Raw genomic sequence first — 22,456 nt, forward strand, 5'->3', positions numbered from 1 at the left:
CGGTGCAGCTTGGGTTCATCCTCGGCACACTCATCGTCTCGCTGAGCGGCGCCGCCGATCGTTTTCGCGCGAGCAGAATCTTCGTCTGCAGCGCCGTCGTCGGTGCGCTGTTCAACCTCGGCTTTGCATGGCTGTCGACCGGTCTCGTGAGTGGCGCGCTCTTCCGCTTCGGCGTCGGTATCTGCCTCGCCGGCATCTACCTCATGGGAATGAAGCTGATCATCGGCTTTCCGGGCTATGTTACGGGCGCCATCGAGGCTGCAAGCCTCGGGGTGCGTGCATTGAAGGCCGCCGCGATACCTCAAGACGCGCTTTGCGGCGGCCGAAGCACGACAAGGAGTTGACGATGAAAAAGACTTACCGCGCAATGCAGGCGACGAAGCCCGGGATTCTTGAACTGGTGGAACGCCCGATGCCCGTACCGGACGCCGGTCAGGTGTTGATCGAGGTCGAGGCATGCGGCATCTGCGGAGCCGACGTCAGTGATATCGAAGGAGCGGCCCCGACACTGCAGTCGCCCCGCGTGCCCGGCCATGAAGTTGTCGGCCGCATTGCTGCCATTGGAGCGGGGACGCCATCGATCTGGAAGATCGGCCAACGCGTTGGCGTGGGCCGTCTCGGCGGACACTGCAACGAATGCCCTCAATGTCGCCGCGGCCAGTTCCAGCTCTGCCAGAACCAGCCGATCGTCGGCGCTTCGTGCGAGGGTGGCTATGCCGAAATGATGCTTGCCCGTAGCACGGGCCTGATTTCGATCGGCGTGCGCCCGATGATCGAGACGATGCCGCTGGAGAATGCGTTCGTCGCCTATCAGAGGATGAAGCGCGGTGGCGTCAAGTTCCGGATGGTCCTGACCATGGGGAAGACGCGCGACGTGCGCTAACGACGATCCATGGCAACGGGTTATCTTCGATAGGGCAAAGGATCAGGTTGCCCGGAGAGGAGGCATCGATAAAAATTATCGAAAAGTGTCCGCATCCCGATCGAAATTTGCAGAAAGGTCCTCGCGGCTGATTTTGGCTACTGTGCCGCGTCATTACGATGGTTACACGGCGAGCGCAGTGTTGCCGAGCCCAACGGGTCGCGGATTCTGTCGATCCGTTCCCCAGCCAACCTATCGTGAGTACGACCATGCAACTATCCCGGCCATTGATTTGCCTTGCGTCCCTGACGCTTGCCCTGCAACCTCTCGCGGCTCATGCAGATCTGACGGTAAAAATCGGGCAGGTTTCTCCTCTGACTGGCGAACTCTCCCACATCGGAAAGGACGACGAGAACGGTGTGCGGCTCGCGATCGAAGATCTGAACAACAGAAAGATTCGCATTGGCGGGCAAAGCGTGACGTTCGTGCTCGACTCGCAGGACGACGCGGCCGATCCCAGGACGGCGGTGACCGTCGCGCAGAAACTGGTGGACGACGGTGTGGCGGGTGTAGTTGGCCATGCGAACTCCGGGACATCGATACCTGCTTCCAAAATCTACTCGGATGCAGGCGTCCCGATGATCACCGAATCGGCAACCAATCCCAAGCTCACGCAGCAAGGCTTCACGAAGGTGTTCCGTATGGTTGCGAATGATGTGAGACAGGGCTCGGTGATCGGCTTGTATCTGGTTCGCGATCTTGGCGCGCGCAAGGTCGCGATCGTCGACGACCGTACAGCGTACGGTCAAGGTCTTGCCGATGAGGTCGAAAAGTCAGTCAAGGCTGCCGGCGGCAACGTAGTCGCCCGTGAATTTGGCACCGACAAGACAACGAACTGGATGGCGATTCTCACGACCATCAAGAGCCGTCAACCAGAAGGTATCGCTTTCACGGGGGCGACACGCAGGTTCTGTCGCACTAACGCGCCCAGGTTAAAATTGGCGTTCGATCATGAATGACGAGCGGCATGGGTAAGACGAAGACACCGCGCAAGGCTTTGCCGCCGGGCATCGGCAAGGTTTTCAAGCGAGTGCACTATCCGCTGGACGTGATCCTGCTGTGCGTACGCTGGTATGTGGCTTACTCGTTGAGCCTGCGAAATCTCGAGTAGATGATAGCGCAGCGCGGCATCGAGGTCGATCATTCGAGCGTACACCGTTGGGTCATCAAGCTCGTGCCGCTGTTTGAGAAGGTGTTCCGCCGCCACAAGCGACCGGTGGGCAAGAGCTGGAGGATGGACGAGACCTACGTCAAGGTCAAAGGCCAATGGAAAATACCTGTACCGCGCTGTCGACAGGCGTGGCAACACGGTCGATTTCCTGCTGCGTGCCCATCGTGACAAGGTCGCTGCGCGCCGCTACTTCGAGAAGGCAATTGATCAAAACGGTGCGCCCGAAACGATTACCGTGGACAAGAGCGGCGCGAATCTGGCGGCACTCGAAGCCAGAATCTGGCGTCACTCGAAGCCATTAACGCAGAGCGCGAAACACCGATCAGGATCCGGCAGAACAAATACCTGAACAACATAGTCGAGCAGGATCATCGAGCGATCAAACGCATCATCAGACCGATGATGGGCTTCAAGAATTTTCGGTGTGCGCGCATCATTCTCTGGGGCATCGAAGTAATGCATATGATCCGCAAGGAGCAGATGGAAGACGACGGTCTCGACCGAACGGTTGCCGAGCAGTTCTACTCGCTGGTAATGTAAGCAATACTATGTAAGTGCAGCCATGTTTGGCCCGCCGTCGTTATCGCGACAAAACCCCGGCGGTCCGCATGACCAGGCCGCCAGCCAGATGTTTGACGTATTGCTGAAACCTCGTTTGCGCGCTCATCGTCTCTCACAGAGTGCATGGATAGGTGCGGTAGCGAATCTTAAACTCTCAGTAAGGGATTCGTTTTTTCGAGAGCGAACTCATTAGATCCCACTTGCAAACCGGTCAATATCAGAAAGTATTTAGGATATAGAAAAACATTTTATATCTGTGCGATTGACTATCAGTGATAGAGTGGCATTCATTCTGCATCGCATGCAGAATCCAACTTTCTGACCCTGATGTACGGCGATGATCTTGAGGAATTGGAGTCATCCCCGTCTGGCATTTGATGCCCGTCGGCGCTGACATCAATGATGGCTCATTGACCAGTGTTTCTCTTGCAAAGAGGAAGGCATGAATTTTTTTCGCGGAAATGTTCTCCGTGCTGCGTTGCTGCTATCCATTTTTTATGCAGAATCGGCTGATGCCGATTTATCAAAAACTGTCCCAGACCCGGCCCGATGAGGTATTGACCAGCAAGATATTTTATACCGGAACTGTCACACTTCAAAAGGCCAATGACCTGGTGTCGGCGTTGGATGAACTGAACGTGAAATATCCCAGGCTAAAATCGATATACCTTTACATCGATAGCCGAGGCGGAAGCATGAGTGCCGGGCAAATTGCTTACCGCGCGATTCAGAGTTCAAGGATGCAGGTAATAACAGTTAATCTGGATGAGGTAATGTCGGCTGCCACGATGATGTTCTGCGGTGCCCGGAATCGCCTCTCCTTTCCTGATGCGCACTTTCTTCTGCATGCGCCGAACGAGGATTTCGGTGGCAGCTTTCGGCCCGATGAGCTGAATCGCATGAGGGAAGATGTGGGCGACCTTAGGGTGATGCTGTCAGATATTTACGGTCAGTGCACGAATATGGATCGCAAAGAAATAAACTCAATAACCTATAGCGAAAATAATAGAGAGCGTCTTACCCCCGCTGAAGCTTCTGTCAAGGGAATGGTGACTGGAATGGCTCACGAAATTGTAGATGCGCCGGTGTCCTATTACGTAAAAGACCGTGCGCGATAAGTAAGAGGGTATGTCCGTCATCGGGCTTACTGGCACCTGTTCACCATTTTTACGTTGGTGGGTCTTGTCATCAATGGCGGCGTGGTTAACCTGTTTTTCAACTTAGTAGTCAGTCGGTTGACCTTGCACTGGCGTGCGTGGCTGACACGCGACTTGGTGCGGCGTTATCTGAATGGCCGTGCGTATTTTCGCATCGAGCAGGACAACGATGTTGATAATATCGACCAGCGAATCCAGCAGGAAGTCGGGCCGTTCTGCGGCATGGCCATGACGTTGCCGTGGGTCTTGCTATACACGGGATCGGGATTGTCCGTTCAGGGCTGGATCCTGAAATCGATTGCGCCAGCGTTGTTTTTACGGTGTGCTCGCCTATGGTGCCGCGACCACGGTCATTACGTGGTGGCTGTACCGTCCGTTTATTCGCTTGCAGTTTGAATCGACCGTGGCGCAAGCCGATCTGCGCTTTGGCATCCTGCATGTACGGAACTACGCCGAAACCATTGCTCTGTATCGCGGCGAACAGGCAGAGGGCACGAGCATCGGGAAACGCTTGCAACGAGCGGTTGGTATCGCACTGGCGACCTTGCGATATCAACTCGTCGTGAATACCGCAGAGGCCGGTCTTGGCTTGATCTGGACCCTATTGCCGGTTCTCGTCCTCGTGCCACTGTATTTCAGCGGAAAAGTTACGTTTGGAACGATGACCCAGGGCGCCGCTTCCGCAGGGCTGCTGCTGGGCGCGATCCAGCGAATGACAGGATTCCACACATTTGCGACGGCGGCGCCTCACGTGGTGCGACTAGCGCAGATCGTTGAAAAAGTACAGGAAGTCGAGCAGGAAGGCGCCGGTCGGGACGACACGATCACGTTTCATCGTGGCCAAGCCATCCGGTTCGATCGACTCACCGTCGAGACGCCAGGACGGGAACGCACGCTGTTGCGGGACCTGTGCCCGACGCTTTCCGCTGGCGAGCACCTGCTGATTATGGGGCAGACCGGAGTTGGCAAAAGTTCATTGTTGCGGGCGATGGCGGGGCTGTGGCGCGCGGGTAACGGCACGATTACGATGCCGGACACCGATGAAGTGCTGTTCTTGCCACAACGGCCGTACATGCTACTGGGTAACTTGCGCGAGCAGATCCTGTATCCGGCGATAGCGCGGGCGTTCACCGACAGCGAACTCCAGGCATTCCTGGTCGAGGTATCACTGCCTGATCTTGCCGCCCGGCATGGTGGCTTTGACAGTGTTATCGATTGGTCGCGCGTGCTGTCACTCGGTGAGCAGCAACGGATAGGCTTCGCGCGTGCACTGGCTGCCCAGGCGCGTTACGTTTGCCTGGACGAAAGCAACGAGTGCGGTCGACGTGGCAACGGAAGCGCGGCTGTACCGGCTGCTCGCCCTGCGCGGCATGACCTGCGTGAGTGTCGGGCATCGACCGTCCCTGCTCCCGTATCACACCCGGGTGCTGGAACTACAACCGGATGGGAATGTGCGTTTGGTCACCGTCGACCGGGGCCGCGAAGAGGCGGGTCGGCTGAGCGACGAGGATGTCCTTTGAGCGCTGCTGTCGGCAGGCATTCGTTATCGCGACAAAACCCCTGAGCGAGTTCAGGTATATCGGCCTTTGCCGGCAGGATAACTGCGTAGTTGGTCGGTAACGATTGTGCGCGGCACCGGGTTAGAGCGCGGCACCCGCTGAAAGAAGCGATTTGCTGCGACCGCAGGGAAGCGGTGGCCATGATAAAGCGATTTCGTCTTCTACATTCCTTCATTCTACCGTCACCTCTCCAGCAACCTGACAGTGCCGTTGAGGATTACCGCGAGGGAGTGATCTACTCTTCGGGTAATGAGGCGGGCTTAGCCACAAATCAGAACTTGTGACGGATGGCAGCGCGAGCAAGGATCTGGCGATTGTTGGATGAATCGTTCATGTTGGCGATGCTGGCAACAGCGGGCGTTCCGAGAGACGATGTTCCCGATGCTTGCTGCCAACCAATTCCGAAATAAACATCGATGCGTTTGGACAGGAAGTAGTTGGTCGAAATCGTTACCTGATTGAAATGCTGGTTCCCGACTACGTGGCCGGCAGCGTTTTGAACGCCATTCGAGTGCAAATAGTCATATGATGCAGCGACAGTCCAATCTGGGTTGAAACGATACATTATTCCGACGTCGTAATTGTTGAATATTGCCGTTCCCTCTGCGAGCGACGGGCCGAGATTTGCGTATTGGACGTTGGAGAACGAAGCTGCCAAGATAACCGGGCCGATCGCGTAATTGGCTCCTACGACTGCCGACTGGTAAGCTTTAGCGGAAACATATCCCTTGTTCAGGGCACCCTGAAGAGGAGAAACACCATTCCCATAGGCAGTAAAAAAGCCTGTGCCTGGCGCTGCGGTGGGGTTCTTAAAATACTCGAATGCTGCCCCCAGTTTTAATGGCCCATTCGTGTACCCGGCACCTACGGAATAGCCGCTGGTAGATGTGAAATTACCGGCAACGCCACCAAAGCTATACGCCCCCCCGAAGTTCACGCCGCGGATGTCAGGGCTCATGTATCGTACTGAGTTATTCAGTCGAACTGTGTTGCACGCATTGTCCACGTCCCCTGGGTGGCCGGCCGGCGCACCTCCCACAAGCGCTTCGGCAGTGAGTGGCTCGGGGAAGTAGAAGATCATATCGTATTGACGTCCAAATGTCAGGCCACCCCAGTTGTCGCGTTTGACACCGACGAAGGCCTGACGACCAAACAGCAGGCCGCCCTGAGCAGCCTGACCGTTATTTAAGTTCACACCCGACTCAAGGGTGAAAATCGCATGTAAAGCGCCGCCAAGGTCCTCGACACCGGTCGCGCCCCACCGACTTCCCATGACACCGGCAAGCGAATCAAGCGAAACCCTCTTTCCGTCGGCAAGGTTGCTTTGGTACATGATCCCTTCGTCGAGAACTCCGTACGGAGTCACGCTATTTTGTGCCTGAGCGAGTGAGCACACTCCGAACATAGCTACACAGACCGACTTTGCGAAACCATTGCACATAATCCGTTGTCCTGCATAATATTTTGAGTGTCATATACTTTTTTAACATGCTGGAGCGGGTACGAATTGCAAGCCGTCGTCAGGAACCCTGCCGCAATTTGTTATCCGATTTTGCCGAAGTGCTTTCAAAGCATAGGTTATGCCGACTTAGGTTCAATACCGAGATGTTGGTGCACGACTGCGCCAGCGACTTTCTACCGGGATCAACCCGGTGTTCCCCCTTAAGGCACGGCGAACCTGTCATCACGCTGCCCGCAGATAAACCCGGCCCGCGCAGCTAGGTTGAACGATGGGCCGATTCCCAGTGAATGTGCTATCGCTTGCTGCGGACATAGAGCAACGCTGTCAGCCGGATTGGTATCGTCAATGCATGTTTTCATGCGAACCGCCCATGTGCGAAAGTCGCCATTTGGTTCGTAAGCATTCGCCCATGAGGGAAGATCGAATGCTAGAGAAGGCAGCGTGCAAGGATCAGCGCTCACTAGATTAGGTCTTGTTAACGCGAAAGAACCTCACTTCGCAAGCCCAAGGGAATTTACGGCGATCGCGGCTACGACTCCGACACACATCGCGAGCCCGTGAATGGTAGAACGGACGGACTCACTCACTTGTGGCTTCACAAATTCCCAGCGTCTTCGTATCCGCTTCAATCGTCGTAGCGATATTCACGAAGCATTCTTCAAATTTGCTTGCTCGCTCGTCTGCGGGAACATTTTCAAACGAGCAGCGTCACATTTTTGAACTGGCCTCATACTATGAACGCGCAAAATCACTTACACGGAGCCACGATGAACCTGCAACGATTCACGCGCTACCCGCTCACCTTCGGACCGACGCCGATCCAGCCGCTCAAGCGGCTCTCGCAGCATCTCGGCGGCAAGGTCGAGCTTTACGCGAAACGCGAGGACTGCAACAGCGGCCTCGCGTTCGGCGGCAACAAGACGCGCAAGCTCGAATACCTGATCCCCGATGCGCTCGCGCAGGGCTGCGATACGCTCGTGTCGATCGGCGGCATCCAGTCGAACCAGACGCGCCAGGTCGCCGCGGTCGCCGCGCATCTGGGCATGAAGTGCGTGCTCGTGCAGGAGAACTGGGTCAACTACTACGACGCCGTGTATGACCGCGTCGGCAATATCCAGATGTCGCGCATCATGGGCGCCGATGTGCGGCTCGTGCCCGACGGCTTCGACATCGGCATTCGCAAGAGCTGGGAAGAAGCGCTCGACAGCGTGCGCGCCGCGGGCGGCAAGCCGTATGCGATTCCCGCCGGCTGCTCGGAACATCCCCTCGGCGGTCTCGGCTTCGTCGGTTTCGCGGAGGAAGTGCGCCAGCAGGAAGCCCAGCTTGGTTTCAGATTCGACTACATCGTCGTGTGCTCGGTGACGGGCAGCACGCAGGCGGGCATGATCGTCGGCTTCGCGGCGGATGGGCGCGCGGATCGCGTGATCGGCATCGATGCGTCGGCGAAGCCCGAGCAGACGCGCGAGCAGATCACGCGTATCGCAAGGCACACGGCGGAAAAGGTCGATCTGGGCCGCGACATCACCGCGCAGGATGTCGTGCTCGATACGCGCTATGGAGGTCCCGAATACGGCCTGCCGAACGAAGGCACGCTGGAAGCGATTCGTCTGTGCGCGCGGCTCGAAGGCGTCATGACCGATCCCGTGTACGAAGGCAAGTCGATGCACGGGATGATCGACAAGGTACGGCGCGGCGAATTTCCCGAAGGCTCGAAGGTGCTGTATGCGCATCTGGGCGGCGTGCCGGCGTTGAGCGCGTATAGCTTTATCTTCCGCGACGGATGACAGGGTTAACATCCGCCCTCTGCGAAGATGTGCATCGACTCAATGCCGGACAGGATGATGCGCGCGCAACGGAAATCCTTGAAGCCCATCATAGGCCCGATGATGGGCTTGATTGCGCGATGGTCCTGCTCCACGATGTTGTAAAGGTACTGGATCTGCCAAATCCTGATCGGCGTTTATCCGTAAAATCAACTCGCCAACGCTTGCTCAAAGGAGAGCATCGTGCGCGCACAACAGGTTTCCAAGCGATGCGCCGAGGAAGTTATACTGGCGGTGTCGCTTGAGCTGGCAATGGCGAAGTGGAAAGTCGGGTTACATGATGGCCGCCGCGATCAGTTGGCCGTACATACGGTGACGCAGACCACAGGCCGCATCCTATCCTGCCTGCAGGCGATGCTGTCGCTGATTGAACAGCGTCGGCAGAAATGGGCGTTGCCAGCCGAACTTCGAAGCGTCGTAAGCTCCGAGGCGGGCCAGGACGCGTTCTACCACGTATGTGATGATCGCAGCCATTACCTCGGGAATCGGGGGACAACCTGGCACCTTGATTATCGGCTTGTCGAGAATCACGCCGGCGATCGGTGTTGCGCGAGTCGGGTTAGGCTTTGCTGCCTGCACGCAGCCCCATGATGCGCAAGTACCCCACGCGATCACCGCTTTGGCGTCCGCGGATACACGCTTGAGCTTTTCGATGAACGGCTCGCCGCCAGGAAAGCAGAACATGCCGTCTTCGTTCAGTGGCGGATTGCCCTCGACGGCGACGATATAGCTGCCCTTGTAGCGGGTCATGATGTCGTTCAGGATTGCTTCGGCCTGCATGCCGGCCGCCGCCATAATCGTGTCGTCGTAATCGAGCGAAATCATCGAGAAGATCGCGTCCTTCGCAAGTGGGTGAGAGGAGCGGATAAACGATTCAGTGCAGCACGTGCATTCGAGGCCATGTAGCCAGATTACCGGGGTCCGTGGTTTCGTTTCCAATGCGTGCGCGATACGAGGGATGAACGACGAACCGAGCCCTAGCGCCGTGGCGGTCAAACTGCAAAACTTGAGGAAACTGCGCCGCGTCGCCCCATGACTTCGCATGACATCGTAAAAGCTTTCCAAACCACCCCCTTTCGCCGACAAATTTCCAGTAGGGAAGATCATTGCGGACCACACCGCTACACGGCTGCAACTATTGGAGGTCGGAGTTGTCATTGATCTGTTCCTGTTGCTCCACACGCTGATCAGGCCCAGTCCGCGGACCGACTCTAAGCAGCTTTCGGGCCATGCCGGTCCGAACCCTCGTAAGTTGCCGGACGGCGGAACGTTGGCGGATATTTGTTGAGAAATTGCGCCGGGCTGATAAATGTCCGTTTCCCGACAAAACAAACGCGTTACTAGCAAATGATCGACACCAGTGCCGTGTAGCACTTCTGACTAAGTCATATTGAACGGTATGTCTAACGACTTCGTCATGTTCTGGTGCGGCTCTTGCTGAACAAGCCGTGAACCCGCTCTCGCAACAACTGTAGATGCCATGAATCTTATGAAATGTATCGTGCCGATCCTTGTATCTACGAGAAGCCAATGACGCCGGTGTCGCCAGACTAGGGAAACATGATGGTCTATATGGCGCACAAATGGACCGATTATTGAAAACCGGAGTACGAGGTAAATTGCACCGCGTTGCGTTTGCACAGCATGCCAGCCGCGCGGTTATATATTCGTCACTCGTCTATTGCGCCCGGAACATCACGACGTACTCCGGCTTGACTTGCGGAGAGATGACGCCAAGGGAATGGCTAGGCGCAGATAAAAATCCAATGCAGTGTTATGCCGGAGAATTCATGGAGCACATGATTGAGAAGCTAATGGAGCTAGAATCCAATGTCCGCACCTATTCGCGCGCTTTTCCAGTCGTCTTCTGCAAGGCGCGGGGCGCGGAGATCTACTCGGTCGATGGCCGACGCTATATTGATTTCTTAGCAGGCGCGGGAGCGCTCAATTACGGGCACAACCATCCGGCTTTGAAGGAGTCGATCATAGAGTATTTACGGGGCGACAACCTCGTTCATTCACTGGACCTTTGGACTGCAGCAAAATACGTTTACCTAGATACCTTTGACCGTCTGATATTGAAGGCTCGTGGACTTGACTACAAGGTGCATCTGACAGGACCCACTGGCACCAACGCGGTCGAGGCCGCCATTCGCTTAGCTCGGAAGATAAAGAAACGAAGTAACATTGTTTCCTTCACCAACGGCTTCCACGGTATAACCATGGGTTCGCTCGCCCTCACGGGAAATGCGAGGCTTCGGAGCGCAGCCGGTTTGCCGTCCATGGGCAACGCGTTAATGCCATTCGACAATTATTTTGGCAAAGGTGTCGATACCCTAAGGTATTTCAAAAAATGCCTGAGCGATCGCTCCAGCGGTCTGGACTACCCAGCAGCTGTTATCGTTGCAGTGGTGCAGGGAGAAGGTGGAATCAATGTCGCTTCTCCGGCGTGGCTGCAAGAGCTGGAAACGGTCTGCCGAGATCAAGACATCTTGTTGATCATCGACGACATCCAGGCGGGGTGCGGTCGGACCGGCCGGTTCTTCAGCTTCGAGCACGCGGGGGTGGTACCGGATCTCGTGACCAACTCGAAATCGCTGTCGGGATTTGGATTGCCTTTCTCGCAGGTCTTGATTCGCCCTGAGCATGATCAGTGGGAGGCAGGGCAATACAACGGTACGTTCCGCGGAAACAATGCGGCCATGATTACCGGTGCGAAGGCACTGGAATACTTTTGGCCGGACGATGCTTTCGCAGACGAGGTCCGGCGGAAAGGAGAAATAGTCAGGAAAGGCTTTCTCGAGCTGATAGATTTATTGCGATATCGTCAAGTTGAGGCCAAGGAACGCGGGCTCGGACTGATGCGTGGCATTGACGTTCAATCAGGCGCCTTGGCAACCAAGATTAGTGCCGAGGCGTTCCGACAGGGGCTAATCATCGAAACATCCGGGCATTCCGGCCAGGTAATAAAGTGTCTTTGTCCGCTGGTGACGACCGATGATCAGATCGAGGAAGCAATGCAGATACTGAGATGCAGCATCGACAACGTGCTCGGATAGGTTTTGGTTCCTGTACGGCCGCCGGTTTGAAAATGGATAAGCATAGGCAGTCTTCGAGCTTTGTCGCGATAAGCGTCCGGTATCATGTGTCATGACAATGCGAACGGTCGGACACTCGATGACGACTCTGAATCCAATTTTGGCACGGGTGCTTAAGCGTTTGCACTATCCGCTCGATGTGATCCTGACGTGTGTCCGCTGATATGTGGTGCACCGCTCGACCATCAAGGTGTTGCCGCTCTGGAAAAGGCGTTTCGCCGCAACAAGCGAGCCGTCTGGCGGAGCTGGCGAATGGGTGAAACGCATACCGAGGTCGGAGGCCAGTGGAAGTATTTGTATTTCGCGGTCGACAAAGAAGGAAATACCGTGGATTTTCTGCTGCGTGCCCATCGTGATATGGCTGCGGCGCTATTTCGAAAAGTCCATCGACCAAAACTGCGTGCCCGAGACGGTGACAATTGATAAAGGCGGCGCGAATCTGGCGGCGCCGGATGCTCTCAACGCGGAGCTGGGAACACCGATCTCGGAGGAACAACAGTCTGCATGAAGACATGCGCAGCACGGTCCGCGAAAAATCCGCCAAGATACTACGAGACAGCCTTTACGGCAGACTCTCGGACAGAGAGCGCGGCAGGTTCGCAAGACGGCACCCTGTAATGTGAGGAGCCAACCCACGGATACCAGCCGAATCCACCGTCGACGTTACAGGCTGCGCCGCTCCCAGCTGATGGTTTCCGCTTCTACCCAGCGCAATCGAAACGCGCGTTTTGCAGCAGCTACGCCGACCGCGGCAAGCTTCATCAGGGGGTTCTCCGTCTGTCAACGTTTCGAGCCTGTACTTTGGCACATCCGATGCCGTCGGCAGTGAGAACCCGCTTCTATCTTTGACCCCTGTCCGATCTATGCCATCCTTCTACCTTGCGGGGCGATTCCATTTCAAGTGGCGGCAGCGACCCAGAAGCGATAAGTCTGGTCTCACCTACGCTATTGCGACAGAACCCGTGCCTCTCACCGTATTTCCACCGGAACGGTAGACATCGGCCTGATGCAGGTCAATTCCATCCACTTTCTGCATTGCGCGTGAGGTTGATCGATGTGATTATCCTCCGTACTCCTCAGATGAACGCCCGACGATCACGTCAATATGGTTCTGAAACATGATCACGCGCACGATCAAGACCCGGCGAACGAAGCGCGCCTCGTCGAACACCTCGTCAGCTCAACGCGCCGTTCGTGTCTTACTTCGTTGAAGTCGCGCACAGCGCGCGCTTGCCGGCACCGAATCCCTGAGACGGCTATGACGGCACCGGTTGTGGCGGTCAACACTGTGGCCGAAAGCCGGCGCGCTCGCGTGAGCTGCACGCGGTCCTCCGCGCAGCGCGCGATGCGTCGCCGCGGCGCGATTTCCCTGATCCGGTATTTCACTGCATGAGGGCTCTATGACATTTGAATGGCCGTCATCGTTGTCGCGACAGGACATGACCGAGCTGGTCGACCTGATGAATACGGTATCGACGCGCGAGACGACGCTCGGATTCTTCGAGCCCATCACCGCGTCGACCGGTCTCGAGATGATGGAGTCTCTCGATGCCGACCTCCGCGCGCGCGCGGTTGACCTGCTGATCGCACGCGAGCGGCCGGGCGGTCGGATCGTTGGCATGCTGATTCTCGCGCGTCAAGCGTTGCCCGCGCGGCGGCACATCGTCGAAATGAAGCGCTGCGTGATCGAGCCTGGGTATCGAGGGCGGTTCGTGCTCAACGGCTGGCGGCTTGCGCTCGAACGTGTCAAGGAGATGGGCTGCGAAATGATCGTCATTGATGTACGCAGCGATGGTAAGGCCGAGCAGCTATGGCGTCGTCTTGGTTTCGTTGAGTACGGCCGACTCGACGACTTCGCGCGCGTGAACGGCCGCGTGATCACGGGTTATTTTCTGCGTGCGTACGTGGACGACGTGATCGCCTACCAGAAGCGCACGAAAACGTTCTGGCACCGCTCGGACACGCCGACTATCGGCGAGTCCGAGTTCGAGACCACGTCCGTCGAGCGGGACGACGCATGACGCCAGCCCACGTTGGCGTCGCTCCTCGCGATGTGCGTGCAGGGTGTGTGGGCCGCTCATGCGAACCATGCGGTTGGGCCGTGGATCGTGGGCCGCGCAGCCGTAGTGTAGGGCATCTGCAGCTTCGGGATGACTTACGCGGTGACTCGGCTGATCACGTGGCTGGCCGTGCGATTCCGGTGCGACCCGCCGGCGCCACACCCCGCGAAGGCAATCGTGCTCGCGATCGGCTGGGGATTCTGGTCGCGCAGGTGCTCGCGCACTGGCTGGCCGGCACGCCGCATATCGCGGCGAAGATCCCGCCGGCCGCTTCGCTCTGTACGATCTATTGCACGGCTGACACGATCGGCCGCGTGGAGCTCGACGCGCGCCGTGCGGGCGTCGGCGCAGCGAAAACAACCATCGACGCCGCTGCGGCCGTCAGCGCGACCGCGGCCGTCACTCACCTATCCGACAGGAATGCATGACATGGCAAGCAACATTGCGGTTCTGACGAATGATCTCCAGTACGAACTGGTAAACAAGAATCCCGAGCGCATTCGCGCCGTGGCCGACGCGAAGGACAATTTCTGCCGGTTTCTAGACGGCATGCGGGACCGAGGCTGTGAGATCGTACACCTGCAACTCATCAATCGAGAAGACGACGCGAACGCCGAGCGGTACAACGGCTATCTGCCTGTGACGAAAGATAGCGAAGGCGCACAGATAATCGCCGATTTCCTCGTCGAATCGGATCTGGTCGTCGAAAAGAACAAGGACAGCGGCTTTTACGAGACCGATCTCCACGAAATGCTCCAGGCGCGCGGCGTCGACACCGTGGTCGTGACCGGCATGCAGACGCAGATCTGCGTGCAGACCACGGCGGCGGATGCGTTCTTTCGTGGATACAACATCTGGGTGCCGTCCGACTGTGTCGTGTCCGCGCAGGAAACGGACAAGAAGCGAGCGCTCGAATGGCTCGATGCCTATTGCGCGACCGTGACCGAATCGGCCGAGGTACTACGCACGATCGACGCGTTCGGTCACCTGCCTCGCAAGGTGATCAAGACGCCTTGACGCACAGGCTCGCCGGTCGCGGTGCCGCACACGCGGCCAGCGGACGACAGCATGTATCCCGAAACTTTCGATCGAAGCATCCATGAATATCAATGATCTTTCGCGCTCGGCGATCGTACTCGACCACGGCACGGGTGCCAAACTCAGCCGCGAACTGGTAGAAATGATCGTGTCGGTGCTGGGCGATACCTATATCGGCGAAATGGAGGACAGCGCGCTGCTCGACGTCGACGGTGGATACCTCGCGATGACGACGGATTCATTCGTCGTCGATCCACCGCTGTTCGGCAACGGCGACATCGGCAAGATCGCGGTGTGCGGCACCGTCAACGATCTGGCGGTGATGGGAGCGACGCCGAAGTTCCTGTCGCTCGCACTGATTCTCGAGACGGGTCTGCCCTTGAGCACCCTGGTGCGAGTGCTGGAGTCGATTCGCGACACGGCGCGCGAAGCGAACGTAAAGATCGTCGCGGGCGATACGAAGGTCGTCGGCAAGGGCGAGGCGGATCGGATCTTCATCAACACGACGGGCGTTGGATTCTTCGGGCGCGCTCCACTGCGGATGAAGCATGTGCGGCCGGGCGATCGCGTTATCCTGAGCGGGTGGATCGGCAATCACACGATCCACCTGTTGTCGATTCGCGAAGGGCTCGGATTCGAGACGCGCGTGCTGAGCGATTGCGCGCCGCTCAACCGTATGCTGGCCATGCTATTTGACGCGATGCCGGAAAGCGCGCTGCGCTCGGTGCGCGACGTCACGCGCGGCGGCTTGTCGGCCGTGATGCACGAATATGCGTCCGCGCTCGATTCGACGATCGAAATTCGTGAAGCCGACCTACCGATCCAGGCGGAGACCGCGATGGCGGCCGACATGCTCGGCGTCGATCCGATCAACATGGCGAACGAAGGCTGCCTTTGCCTGTTCGTCGCGCCGGAGCATGTCGAGCAGGTGCTTACGGTGCTGCGCGGTCATCCATACGGCAGGCAGGCGGTCGAGATCGGCGAGGTGCGCGACGCGGGCGATCGCGCAGTCGTCATGCGCACCCGCAACGGCGAGCTGCGCACGATTGAGGAACTGGCAGGCGCGGAGTTGCCGCGCCTATGTTGACCGGCAACGCAACCGCCGTCGCTCCGCACGCCGGCGCGAACGGGCCGACTCGATGGCGCGTGCGTGTTACCGGCGTGGTGCAGGGCGTCGGCTTCCGGCCGTTCGTGTACCGGATTGCGACGTCGCGCGCGTTGCGCGGTTGGGTGCTGAACGATGCCGACGGTGTACTGATAGAGGTGGAGGGCGACGCGCACGCACTGGCCGATTTCGCTGCGGCACTACGCTCGGAATTGCCGCCACTTGCGCGCGTAGCGTCGCTGCAGTCGCACTGCGTCGCGCCGCTGCTTGACGCGACGGAGCGCTTCGTGATCCGGGACAGCGAGCGTAGCGGCAGTAACCTAGCGCAACTGCCTGCGGATTCGCACGTGTGCGATGCCTGCTTGGGCGAGATGGCAGATCCGGCCAACCGGCGCTATCGCTATCCCTTCATTAACTGTACAAACTGCGGGCCGCGCTTCTCGCTGATCAAGGCGATTCCGTACGATCGCATCAATACGACGATGCGCGCGTTCACGATGTGTACGCGGTGCGAAGCGGAGTACCGCGATCCGTCCAACCGCCGCTATCACGCGCAACCGAACGCGTGTCCGGAATGCGGGCCGCGGGTGGAGCTATATGATGCAGACCGGATGCTGTCGGCCGGCGACGACGCGTTGCGCGCGGCGATCGACGCGCTGCGCACGGGCCTGACGGTCGCGGTCAAGAGCGTCGGCGGCTTTCATCTCGTCGTGGACGCGCGCAATCCGGACGCGGTCGCGCGGCTGCGCGACCGCAAGCGCCGCAATTCGAAGCCGTTCGCGCTGATGATGGCGTCGGTCGAGACGGCCCGGCGCTGGACCGACTGCAGCGAACTTGAGGCGCAATGGCTGAGGTCGCCCGGCCGGCCAATCGTGCTGCTGCGCAAGTTAAACGGCGTTGGCCTGGCGGAGAACGTCGCACCGCGCAATCCGAACCTCGGCGTGATGCTGCCGTCGGCGCCGCTGCATTACCTGCTGCTGTCCGATCCCGACCTGCCGGCACTGGTGATGACGAGCGGAAACGTGTCTGAATTTCCGATTGCGTATCGTAATGAGGAGGCACTCGTGCGCTTGTTCGAGGTGTCCGACCTGGTGCTGCTGAACGACCGCGACATCGCGATTCGTATCGACGACTCCGTGATTCGTTGCTCGAACCACCCTCAGTTGCCCGAACCGCAGATCAGTTTCTTCCGGCGCGCGCGAGGCTTCGCGCCATACGTAATAGAAGTCGGTCGATCGATGGCGCCAGTAGTCGCCTATGGCGCGGAACTGAAGACGACAGTTGCGCTCGCGGATCGCGAGCGAATCTATGTGAGCCAGCATATCGGCGATCTCGGCAACGACGACACGTTTCGTTCGCACCAGACGATCGCGTCGCACTTGGCAGACCTGTATCGCGTGAAGCCTACAGTGGCCGCCTGCGATCTGCATCCATCGTTCCGGTCGACCCGGCTCGCGTCGGACACACATGTGTCGCGTCAGCAGGTCCAGCATCACCATGCACACATGGCGTCGTGCCTCGCCGACAACGGGCTCGACGGACCGGCCATCGGAGTGATTCTGGACGGCGCCGGCTATGGCATCGACGGCACGACCTGGGGCGGCGAGTTTTTCATCGGCGACGCGCGGGCGGTGCAGCGCGCGGGACACTTGCGTTACCTGTCGCTGCTCGGCGGCGACAAGGCGGTGCATGAACCGGTGCGCACGGCACTCGCACTTGCGCTCGAATCGTTCGACGGCGATGAAGGCATGCTGGCGTGCGTGCCCGCGCTTGCGGCGCTTGGCCATGAAGCGCGGCACGTGTACGCGACGATGTGGCGGAAGGGCATCAACGTGACGCGCGCGTCGAGCATGGGGCGGTTGTTCGACGGCGTCGCGGCGCTGGCGGGCGTTTGCTCGCGGGCGGAATATGAAGCACACGGGCCGATCGAATTCGAGGGGCTGCTTGCGCGCGATCTGGCGATGAGCGAACCGTATCGTTACGCTTTTGACCCGTCCGCCGACGCGCCGATCGAGCTTGACTACCGGCCGCTCGTGCGGCAGGTCGTGTCGGATACTGCCGGTAGCGTCGAGCTGGCGACGATCAGCCGACGCTTTCATTCGACGATCGTACTGGCGATTGCGTCGCTGTGCGACCTGCTGCGTAGCCGGCATGCGCTCGACACGGTCGTGCTGAGCGGCGGCGTGTTCCTGAATGAATTTCTGCTGGTGAATGCACTGGTCGAACTTCGGCGGCGAGGCTTCGACGTACATGCGCATCGCGACGTGCCGACCAACGACGGCGGTATTGCACTCGGGCAAGCGGTCGTCGCGAGCGCGAGAATCACAGCGGAACGCAAGTCCGTCATATAAATGGCTCTTTCAGGGATTGAACCGACGAACAGACCAGATGCTGAATTGTTCGATCTATCCGATATGTTCGAGGTAGTTCGGCAACGCTGGCGCGCGCACGTGGCCGACAGCGATGGGAAGGAGTGTCTCGACTGCCTGTCTCGCGCCGGCACGCTGGAGCTGAGCCACAATCACCCGTACGTCTGCGACCGCGTGATTGTATATTTTCAGCCGGACCAACTGCTCCAGGCGCTCGACCTCACGACGCCCGCGAAGAGTTGCTTCATCGAAGCGCTGTTCGACGCGCTGCCAGAAATGTTCGCGCGGCAGGCCCGCATCCAAGTTCTGCGGGCCGTCCGACTCGGACGCGACCGAGGCCGTCGTCAAGCCGATGAAGACGGCCACCGGCCAGCGCTCGGTGCTGGCGTTTCGCGGCCGATATCATGGCATGACCGCGGGTGCGTTCGCCCTGACGGGCAACCTGAACGCGAAGATGGACGTCGCATCGCTGATGCCGGACGTGCATTGCGTACCGCCGCCCCTTCCGCGCTGACGGGGCGGGTACGGAAGCACTCTCGCTAGCGTACATTGAGCGCGTGCTGAATGATCCCGAAAGCTGCATCGTCGCGCCTGCCGCGGTCATCGTCGAGGCGGTGCTGGGCGAAGGCGGGCTGATTCCAGCGCCGCCCTCGTGACTACGGGGGCGCGCGACCTTACCGAACGTTTCGGCATCCCACTGCTGATCGACGATTCAGATGGGACTCGGCCGGACCTGAACGATGTTCGCGTTAGACCTGGCGGGGCATCGTGCCCGACGCGCCCCTGATCTCGAAGGCCATTGGCGGCGGCTTCCCACTGTCCGAAGTGCTGTATCAGGAAAGCGATGTCAGGTAGCCGACGATCTCCAACGGGGACTACGGCGACATACGACCATCTGGAAGCTTCTCTACAACCACTACGTCATCGCGACGAAGTTCGACGCGCCCGACATTGAAGCCTTTGCGGTCAAGGTAAGACCAGAGGCCGGCGGGGCGACTACGGACCCAACAGCGGGGGCTTCGACCGGCCTGAATACGGAACCCTCACTTTCATCCTGAAGTGAAACGCGATCCCACCTGCACATACCGATCACCGTTGCATGTTGCACGGCGGGGAATCCCAATCTGCGAACGAATATTGCGGCGCCCCGCGATACGTCGCTGGCGACCGTCGGCCTTTACTGACGTCGATGCCCGTGAGACAAATCCAACAGCCACGGGCAGTCGTCCTGTTCATGCTTGCTACTAGCGAGGACCGAAGGTCTGCACGGCTTTGAGGATAGATGAGGCTGTCCCGGCCCGATACGCGTAACCGACGGGCGCGAGTGAAAAAACCTCGCCCCTTGCCGATCTGCCGGTGGTCTGGTCGTACCGGTTTGCGTTCTCATGGAAAGCGTAGACGTCGCCCGGCGAATCAAGGCCAACCTGAATGCTCTGGTTTGTCCTGAAAAAATAGTTGTTTTCCGAATAGACAACTCCGCCGCTGCCAATCTGCAGAGCGTTGTACTGGGTCTCGTCTGACCCAGCCGCCGTGAGGCCAGTGGGTGTCGCCCCGTTATCGAAATAGTTGTCATAGGCGTGAATCCAGCCCCGCAGCAGCGGACGTCCCTTTAGGTTCGGGCCGAACTGGTTGTGGTGCAACGTGACATGCAGCCTGTTCCCTCCATATGCATAAGAATCCTGCCTGTTTGCGCCAACCAGCATCGCCAGACGTTCATTGGCCAAGTCCTGGTTCTTGCCCGCCCAGTTCCACATAGGATCGGGGTGCATCGTCAGCCACTCGCTGGTGAAATAGAACCGGCTATAGGAAACCGTCACCCTATCCGACGACAGTGTCACGCTCATTAGGTCGTCGCTCGTATCGTAGAACGCACAATGATCGACCCACGCATTGGTGACCCGTCGAAGCGACACGCCTTCATAATTGATACCGGCGTTACTGGATGTGCCGTAAACTTGAGCGGGCAGGGCCTGAAGGTCCCGGATAACGCCATGAAAGGTGATGTTTCTGATCACGACATTCTGGATGTTCTTGCCTGCCGGCAGCATCTCGCCGTCAAATTTGAGCTGGATGTTTTTCAGCACTGCACTGCCTCCACTGGCGCCTTCGATCGTCGTATTGTTCCAGTCTGTGGTGGCGAAGGTGACGGTCGTCAGTCGCGGCCCGCCGTAAATTTCCCCCTTGACAAGGATGTGGTGCTGTCGCGCGTTGAATGCGGCCAGCAGATCAGCGAGGCTGGCAACCGTGACGGCGGAATCGTCTGACCCGGTCGCCGTTGCGAAGCCGCCGGTGTTCGTCGGCAGGCGCGCGGTGATTGCTGCCTCACTGGACTGCGAGCCTGTCGCTGCTGACGGATCTGGCGCAGAAGACGCCCCATGCGCGCTGCCACGAGCGCACAGTAGATTTGCGATTAATATTGTCATGAGTAGCCGCCAGTTCATTCGTTTCTTCCATTCGAGAATGCATAAAGCCAGGAACCGGCAATGGGCAGATGCCCGGCCCAAGGTGCATTCGGTTTAAACGTCGATGCACGTCCGCATCAGGCTGCGCAATCTGATGCGCGCATGGGCGACGTGAATGTTAACGCAGCTCTGCGCGCGCCCAGGATTGGGATGGCGGACACAGTCATACCCGTGAGCGCGGATTGGCAAACGTTAAGAAGGAGTACTATGTAATATTTTTGGCTTGCCATGGTCTGCGTATTCGGCGCGCATAGTGGACACTGACGGCGCATCGGGGAAGGAGGATGGAAGCCGGTGACTGGCATCGGTATATTATAGGTGCCGGAACAATGGGGAGGCGCTTTCGCGAAACTCGAGTTTCTCCAGCAAATGCGTCCGATAGCGATAACAAGAGTTAGCGATATGCACGCGAAAAAATTCATCGCCTTCCGACCGGTATTCCGATTTGCGCATCGCCCCGTCGGGTAAAATGTTGGCCACCCGGCGCCCGCCGAAATGGTTGCGTGCAAGCGCTGCATCGAGTTGCATGTCGGCGACAGTGACATACACAGGCGATCAGCATCGCGTCTACCGTATACCACCGTGGGAATATCATGAATCTCGATTCCGAATTCGACGATCCGCTGACTGATGAAGAGTTTGGTGTGCTCGAACGCTTTCTTTCGAGCAATGCCGTTTGCGACGATGCGATGGACGCCGTCAAGTTGCACGGCTTTCTGACCGCCGTCATCTCCGGACCGAGCATGGTCATGCCGAGCGCGGTGCTTCCGTGGATCTGGGATGCGCGGCACGCAACACGTCAGCCCAGATTTTTGTCAGCCGGTCGGGCACGCAAGATTACCGGACTGATCATTCAATACTGGAACGACATCAACAACGCCCTGAATCACTGTCCCGATCTGTTCGAACCCCCGCTGCACACGACCGAGTGGCGGGGTGAAGATATTCTCGTCCTCGACGAGTGGTGCGATGGCTATTGCAAAGGCATCGACATTGATCGGAAGGCCTGGGAGCTGCTGATCGAACGACACCCCGAGTGGTTCAATGTCATCCTGCTGTTTGGAACAGCCTCCGGATACCAGGCACTGCGGCAGCGGGATTACACCGTCGAGCAACGTCGGTCATTCGCAAACCTGCTCACGGCCGCAGCGCTCAATATCCATCGATACTGGGATGAGGAGCGCCGAAAACTGATGGAACAGGGCGAGCGGCCGAACATGATCCCAGCGGTTTCAAAGCCGAAAGACAGGACGGGCGAGCATGCCGGGCGCAGCGATCTGGATGCGCAAGACGGGACCGAGTCCGAAGACCCGTTCCTTGTCTATTCGCTCGGCCGGACGACGGAAGACGCGTTTCACCCGCTTGCATTGTCCCCGCTGTCTACGCGCGTCACTCGCGAAGGCACGTCTGTCGACGTGCACGTCTATCGGGCCGGAAACGACAGCCGCGATGGCTGGCTTCTGGAAATCATCGACTCGCACGGAACATCAACAGTCTGGGACGACCCGTTTCCGACTGAGGGAGGCGCGCTGGCAGAAGCGTTGAACACGATCAGCTCGCATGGCATTGCATCGGTAACGGCAGAGCACGTGACGAAGCACTGACCGCTCTTGAACCGTCTTGCGCCCCGAGTAGAGGTCCGGTCGCCGCAGCCTGCGGGTCAAACCTT

16 protein-coding genes and 9 pseudogenes are annotated in these 22,456 nt (G+C 58.5%); 18 read left to right on the plus strand and 7 right to left on the minus strand.

What is annotated here, in order from left to right; translation table 11 throughout:
- From AABE10_RS34750 to AABE10_RS34780, 7 genes and pseudogenes are all read left to right on the plus strand, one after another.
- Positions 1 to 228 (plus strand): annotated as a pseudogene (locus AABE10_RS34750) (MFS transporter); the annotation flags it as partial.
- Between the two features lie 118 nt (positions 229 to 346).
- A pseudogene (locus AABE10_RS34755) lies at positions 347 to 757 on the plus strand (alcohol dehydrogenase catalytic domain-containing protein); the annotation flags it as partial.
- A 374-nt stretch (positions 758 to 1,131) separates the two neighbouring features.
- Positions 1,132 to 1,818 (plus strand): annotated as a pseudogene (locus AABE10_RS34760) (branched-chain amino acid ABC transporter substrate-binding protein); the annotation flags it as partial.
- 71 nt (positions 1,819 to 1,889) lie between these two features.
- A pseudogene (locus tag AABE10_RS34765) lies at positions 1,890 to 2,633 on the plus strand (IS6 family transposase).
- Positions 2,634 to 3,166: 533 nt separating this feature from the next.
- Positions 3,167 to 3,772, plus strand: coding sequence for an ATP-dependent Clp protease proteolytic subunit (locus AABE10_RS34770; RefSeq protein WP_342937604.1), 606 nt, complete (start codon positions 3,167 to 3,169; stop codon positions 3,770 to 3,772).
- A gap of 54 nt (positions 3,773 to 3,826) precedes the next feature.
- On the plus strand, positions 3,827 to 4,207 hold the full coding sequence (locus tag AABE10_RS34775; RefSeq protein WP_342937605.1) for a hypothetical protein: 381 nt from the start codon (positions 3,827 to 3,829) through the stop codon (positions 4,205 to 4,207).
- Positions 4,134 to 5,375 (plus strand): ATP-binding cassette domain-containing protein, encoded by a 1,242-nt coding sequence (locus AABE10_RS34780; RefSeq protein ID WP_342937606.1) that lies wholly within the window; start codon positions 4,134 to 4,136, stop codon positions 5,373 to 5,375. The genes AABE10_RS34775 and AABE10_RS34780 overlap by 74 nt, the downstream gene beginning before the upstream one ends.
- Here AABE10_RS34780 and AABE10_RS34785 read toward each other — a convergent pair.
- Positions 5,375 to 5,489, minus strand: a pseudogene (locus AABE10_RS34785) (IS6 family transposase); the annotation flags it as partial. The gene AABE10_RS34780 and the pseudogene AABE10_RS34785 sit on opposite strands and share 1 nt — an antisense overlap.
- 152 nt (positions 5,490 to 5,641) lie before the next feature.
- Positions 5,642 to 6,811, minus strand: a complete 1,170-nt coding sequence (locus AABE10_RS34790; protein WP_342937607.1) for a porin — start codon at positions 6,809 to 6,811, stop codon at positions 5,642 to 5,644.
- Positions 6,812 to 7,413: 602 nt separating this feature from the next.
- On the opposite strand from AABE10_RS34790, the pseudogene AABE10_RS36550 reads away from it, so the two are divergent.
- Positions 7,414 to 7,552: pseudogene (locus tag AABE10_RS36550) on the plus strand (IS5/IS1182 family transposase); the annotation flags it as partial.
- 47 nt (positions 7,553 to 7,599) lie between these two features.
- Entirely contained in the window at positions 7,600 to 8,616 is a 1,017-nt protein-coding gene (locus AABE10_RS34800) for a 1-aminocyclopropane-1-carboxylate deaminase (RefSeq protein WP_342937608.1), read from the plus strand.
- Positions 8,617 to 8,621: 5 nt separating this feature from the next.
- Here the strand turns inward: AABE10_RS34800 and AABE10_RS34805 are convergent.
- Together AABE10_RS34805 and AABE10_RS34810 are read right to left on the minus strand one after the other, a co-directional pair.
- Positions 8,622 to 8,792 (minus strand): annotated as a pseudogene (locus AABE10_RS34805) (DDE-type integrase/transposase/recombinase); the annotation flags it as partial.
- 310 nt (positions 8,793 to 9,102) lie between these two features.
- Positions 9,103 to 9,762: pseudogene (locus AABE10_RS34810) on the minus strand (hydrogenase small subunit); the annotation flags it as partial.
- 683 nt (positions 9,763 to 10,445) lie between these two features.
- Between AABE10_RS34810 and ectB the strand changes: the two are divergent.
- The 7 genes and pseudogenes from ectB (at position 10,446) to hypF (ending at position 18,307) form a co-directional block, all read left to right on the plus strand.
- Complete coding sequence (gene ectB / locus AABE10_RS34815; protein WP_342937609.1) at positions 10,446 to 11,714, plus strand: diaminobutyrate--2-oxoglutarate transaminase; 1,269 nt, start codon at positions 10,446 to 10,448, stop codon at positions 11,712 to 11,714.
- 118 nt (positions 11,715 to 11,832) lie between these two features.
- Positions 11,833 to 12,249 (plus strand): annotated as a pseudogene (locus AABE10_RS34820) (DDE-type integrase/transposase/recombinase); the annotation flags it as partial.
- 904 nt (positions 12,250 to 13,153) lie between these two features.
- Positions 13,154 to 13,774 carry a GNAT family N-acetyltransferase gene (locus tag AABE10_RS34825; protein WP_342937610.1) on the plus strand — a complete coding sequence of 207 codons (621 nt, stop codon included), beginning with the start codon at positions 13,154 to 13,156 and terminating at the stop codon, positions 13,772 to 13,774.
- Positions 13,775 to 13,932: 158 nt separating this feature from the next.
- Positions 13,933 to 14,241: a hypothetical protein gene (locus tag AABE10_RS34830; RefSeq protein ID WP_342937611.1), complete on the plus strand. Its 309-nt coding sequence runs from the start codon at positions 13,933 to 13,935 to the stop codon at positions 14,239 to 14,241.
- Between the two features lies 1 nt (position 14,242).
- The gene (locus AABE10_RS34835; protein ID WP_342937612.1) at positions 14,243 to 14,830 is read left to right on the plus strand and encodes an isochorismatase family cysteine hydrolase; all 588 of its coding nucleotides are present in this window, start codon (positions 14,243 to 14,245) and stop codon (positions 14,828 to 14,830) included.
- 82 nt (positions 14,831 to 14,912) lie between these two features.
- Positions 14,913 to 15,938, plus strand: a complete 1,026-nt coding sequence (hypE, locus tag AABE10_RS34840) for a hydrogenase expression/formation protein HypE (protein ID WP_012406424.1) — start codon at positions 14,913 to 14,915, stop codon at positions 15,936 to 15,938.
- Positions 15,932 to 18,307: a carbamoyltransferase HypF gene (gene hypF / locus AABE10_RS34845; RefSeq protein WP_342937613.1), complete on the plus strand. Its 2,376-nt coding sequence runs from the start codon at positions 15,932 to 15,934 to the stop codon at positions 18,305 to 18,307. Before hypE ends, hypF begins: the two co-directional genes overlap by 7 nt.
- A gap of 54 nt (positions 18,308 to 18,361) precedes the next feature.
- On the opposite strand, the gene AABE10_RS34850 is transcribed toward hypF, so the two are convergent.
- On the minus strand, positions 18,362 to 18,691 hold the full coding sequence (locus AABE10_RS34850) for a hypothetical protein (protein ID WP_342937614.1): 330 nt from the start codon (positions 18,689 to 18,691) through the stop codon (positions 18,362 to 18,364).
- On the opposite strand from AABE10_RS34850, the gene AABE10_RS34855 reads away from it, so the two are divergent.
- Complete coding sequence (locus tag AABE10_RS34855) at positions 18,678 to 18,839, plus strand: hypothetical protein (protein ID WP_342937615.1); 162 nt, start codon at positions 18,678 to 18,680, stop codon at positions 18,837 to 18,839. The two genes, AABE10_RS34850 and AABE10_RS34855, sit on opposite strands and share 14 nt — an antisense overlap.
- A gap of 730 nt (positions 18,840 to 19,569) precedes the next feature.
- Here AABE10_RS34855 and AABE10_RS34860 read toward each other — a convergent pair.
- The gene (locus AABE10_RS34860; protein ID WP_342937616.1) at positions 19,570 to 20,766 is read right to left on the minus strand and encodes a pectate lyase; all 1,197 of its coding nucleotides are present in this window, start codon (positions 20,764 to 20,766) and stop codon (positions 19,570 to 19,572) included.
- Between the two features lie 333 nt (positions 20,767 to 21,099).
- Positions 21,100 to 21,315 (minus strand): hypothetical protein, encoded by a 216-nt coding sequence (locus tag AABE10_RS34865; protein WP_342937617.1) that lies wholly within the window; start codon positions 21,313 to 21,315, stop codon positions 21,100 to 21,102.
- A gap of 65 nt (positions 21,316 to 21,380) precedes the next feature.
- Here AABE10_RS34865 and AABE10_RS34870 point away from each other — a divergent pair, with 65 nt between their 5' ends.
- The gene (locus AABE10_RS34870; RefSeq protein WP_342937618.1) at positions 21,381 to 22,391 is read left to right on the plus strand and encodes a YecA family protein; all 1,011 of its coding nucleotides are present in this window, start codon (positions 21,381 to 21,383) and stop codon (positions 22,389 to 22,391) included.
- The last annotated feature ends 65 nt before the right edge of the window (positions 22,392 to 22,456 follow it).

It is taken from the genome of Paraburkholderia diazotrophica (genome assembly GCF_038900755.1).
GTDB classification, from domain to species: domain Bacteria; phylum Pseudomonadota; class Gammaproteobacteria; order Burkholderiales; family Burkholderiaceae; genus Paraburkholderia; species Paraburkholderia diazotrophica_A.

Bases quoted from the DNA above. Each gene is read 5' to 3' on its own strand.
- ectB (WP_342937609.1), top strand. From the start codon at position 10,446: ATGGAGCACATGATTGAGAAGCTAATGGAGCTAGAATCCAATGTCCGC.
- AABE10_RS34865 (WP_342937617.1), bottom strand. From the start codon at position 21,315: ATGCAACTCGATGCAGCGCTTGCACGCAACCATTTCGGCGGGCGCCGG.
- AABE10_RS34860 (WP_342937616.1), bottom strand. From the start codon at position 20,766: ATGAACTGGCGGCTACTCATGACAATATTAATCGCAAATCTACTGTGC.
- AABE10_RS34825 (WP_342937610.1), top strand. From the start codon at position 13,154: ATGACATTTGAATGGCCGTCATCGTTGTCGCGACAGGACATGACCGAG.
- AABE10_RS34770 (WP_342937604.1), top strand. From the start codon at position 3,167: ATGCCGATTTATCAAAAACTGTCCCAGACCCGGCCCGATGAGGTATTG.
- AABE10_RS34790 (WP_342937607.1), bottom strand. From the start codon at position 6,811: ATGTGCAATGGTTTCGCAAAGTCGGTCTGTGTAGCTATGTTCGGAGTG.
- hypF (WP_342937613.1), top strand. From the start codon at position 15,932: ATGTTGACCGGCAACGCAACCGCCGTCGCTCCGCACGCCGGCGCGAAC.
- AABE10_RS34870 (WP_342937618.1), top strand. From the start codon at position 21,381: ATGAATCTCGATTCCGAATTCGACGATCCGCTGACTGATGAAGAGTTT.
- hypE (WP_012406424.1), top strand. From the start codon at position 14,913: ATGAATATCAATGATCTTTCGCGCTCGGCGATCGTACTCGACCACGGC.
- AABE10_RS34800 (WP_342937608.1), top strand. From the start codon at position 7,600: ATGAACCTGCAACGATTCACGCGCTACCCGCTCACCTTCGGACCGACG.
- AABE10_RS34835 (WP_342937612.1), top strand. From the start codon at position 14,243: ATGGCAAGCAACATTGCGGTTCTGACGAATGATCTCCAGTACGAACTG.
- AABE10_RS34855 (WP_342937615.1), top strand. From the start codon at position 18,678: ATGAAGACGGCCACCGGCCAGCGCTCGGTGCTGGCGTTTCGCGGCCGA.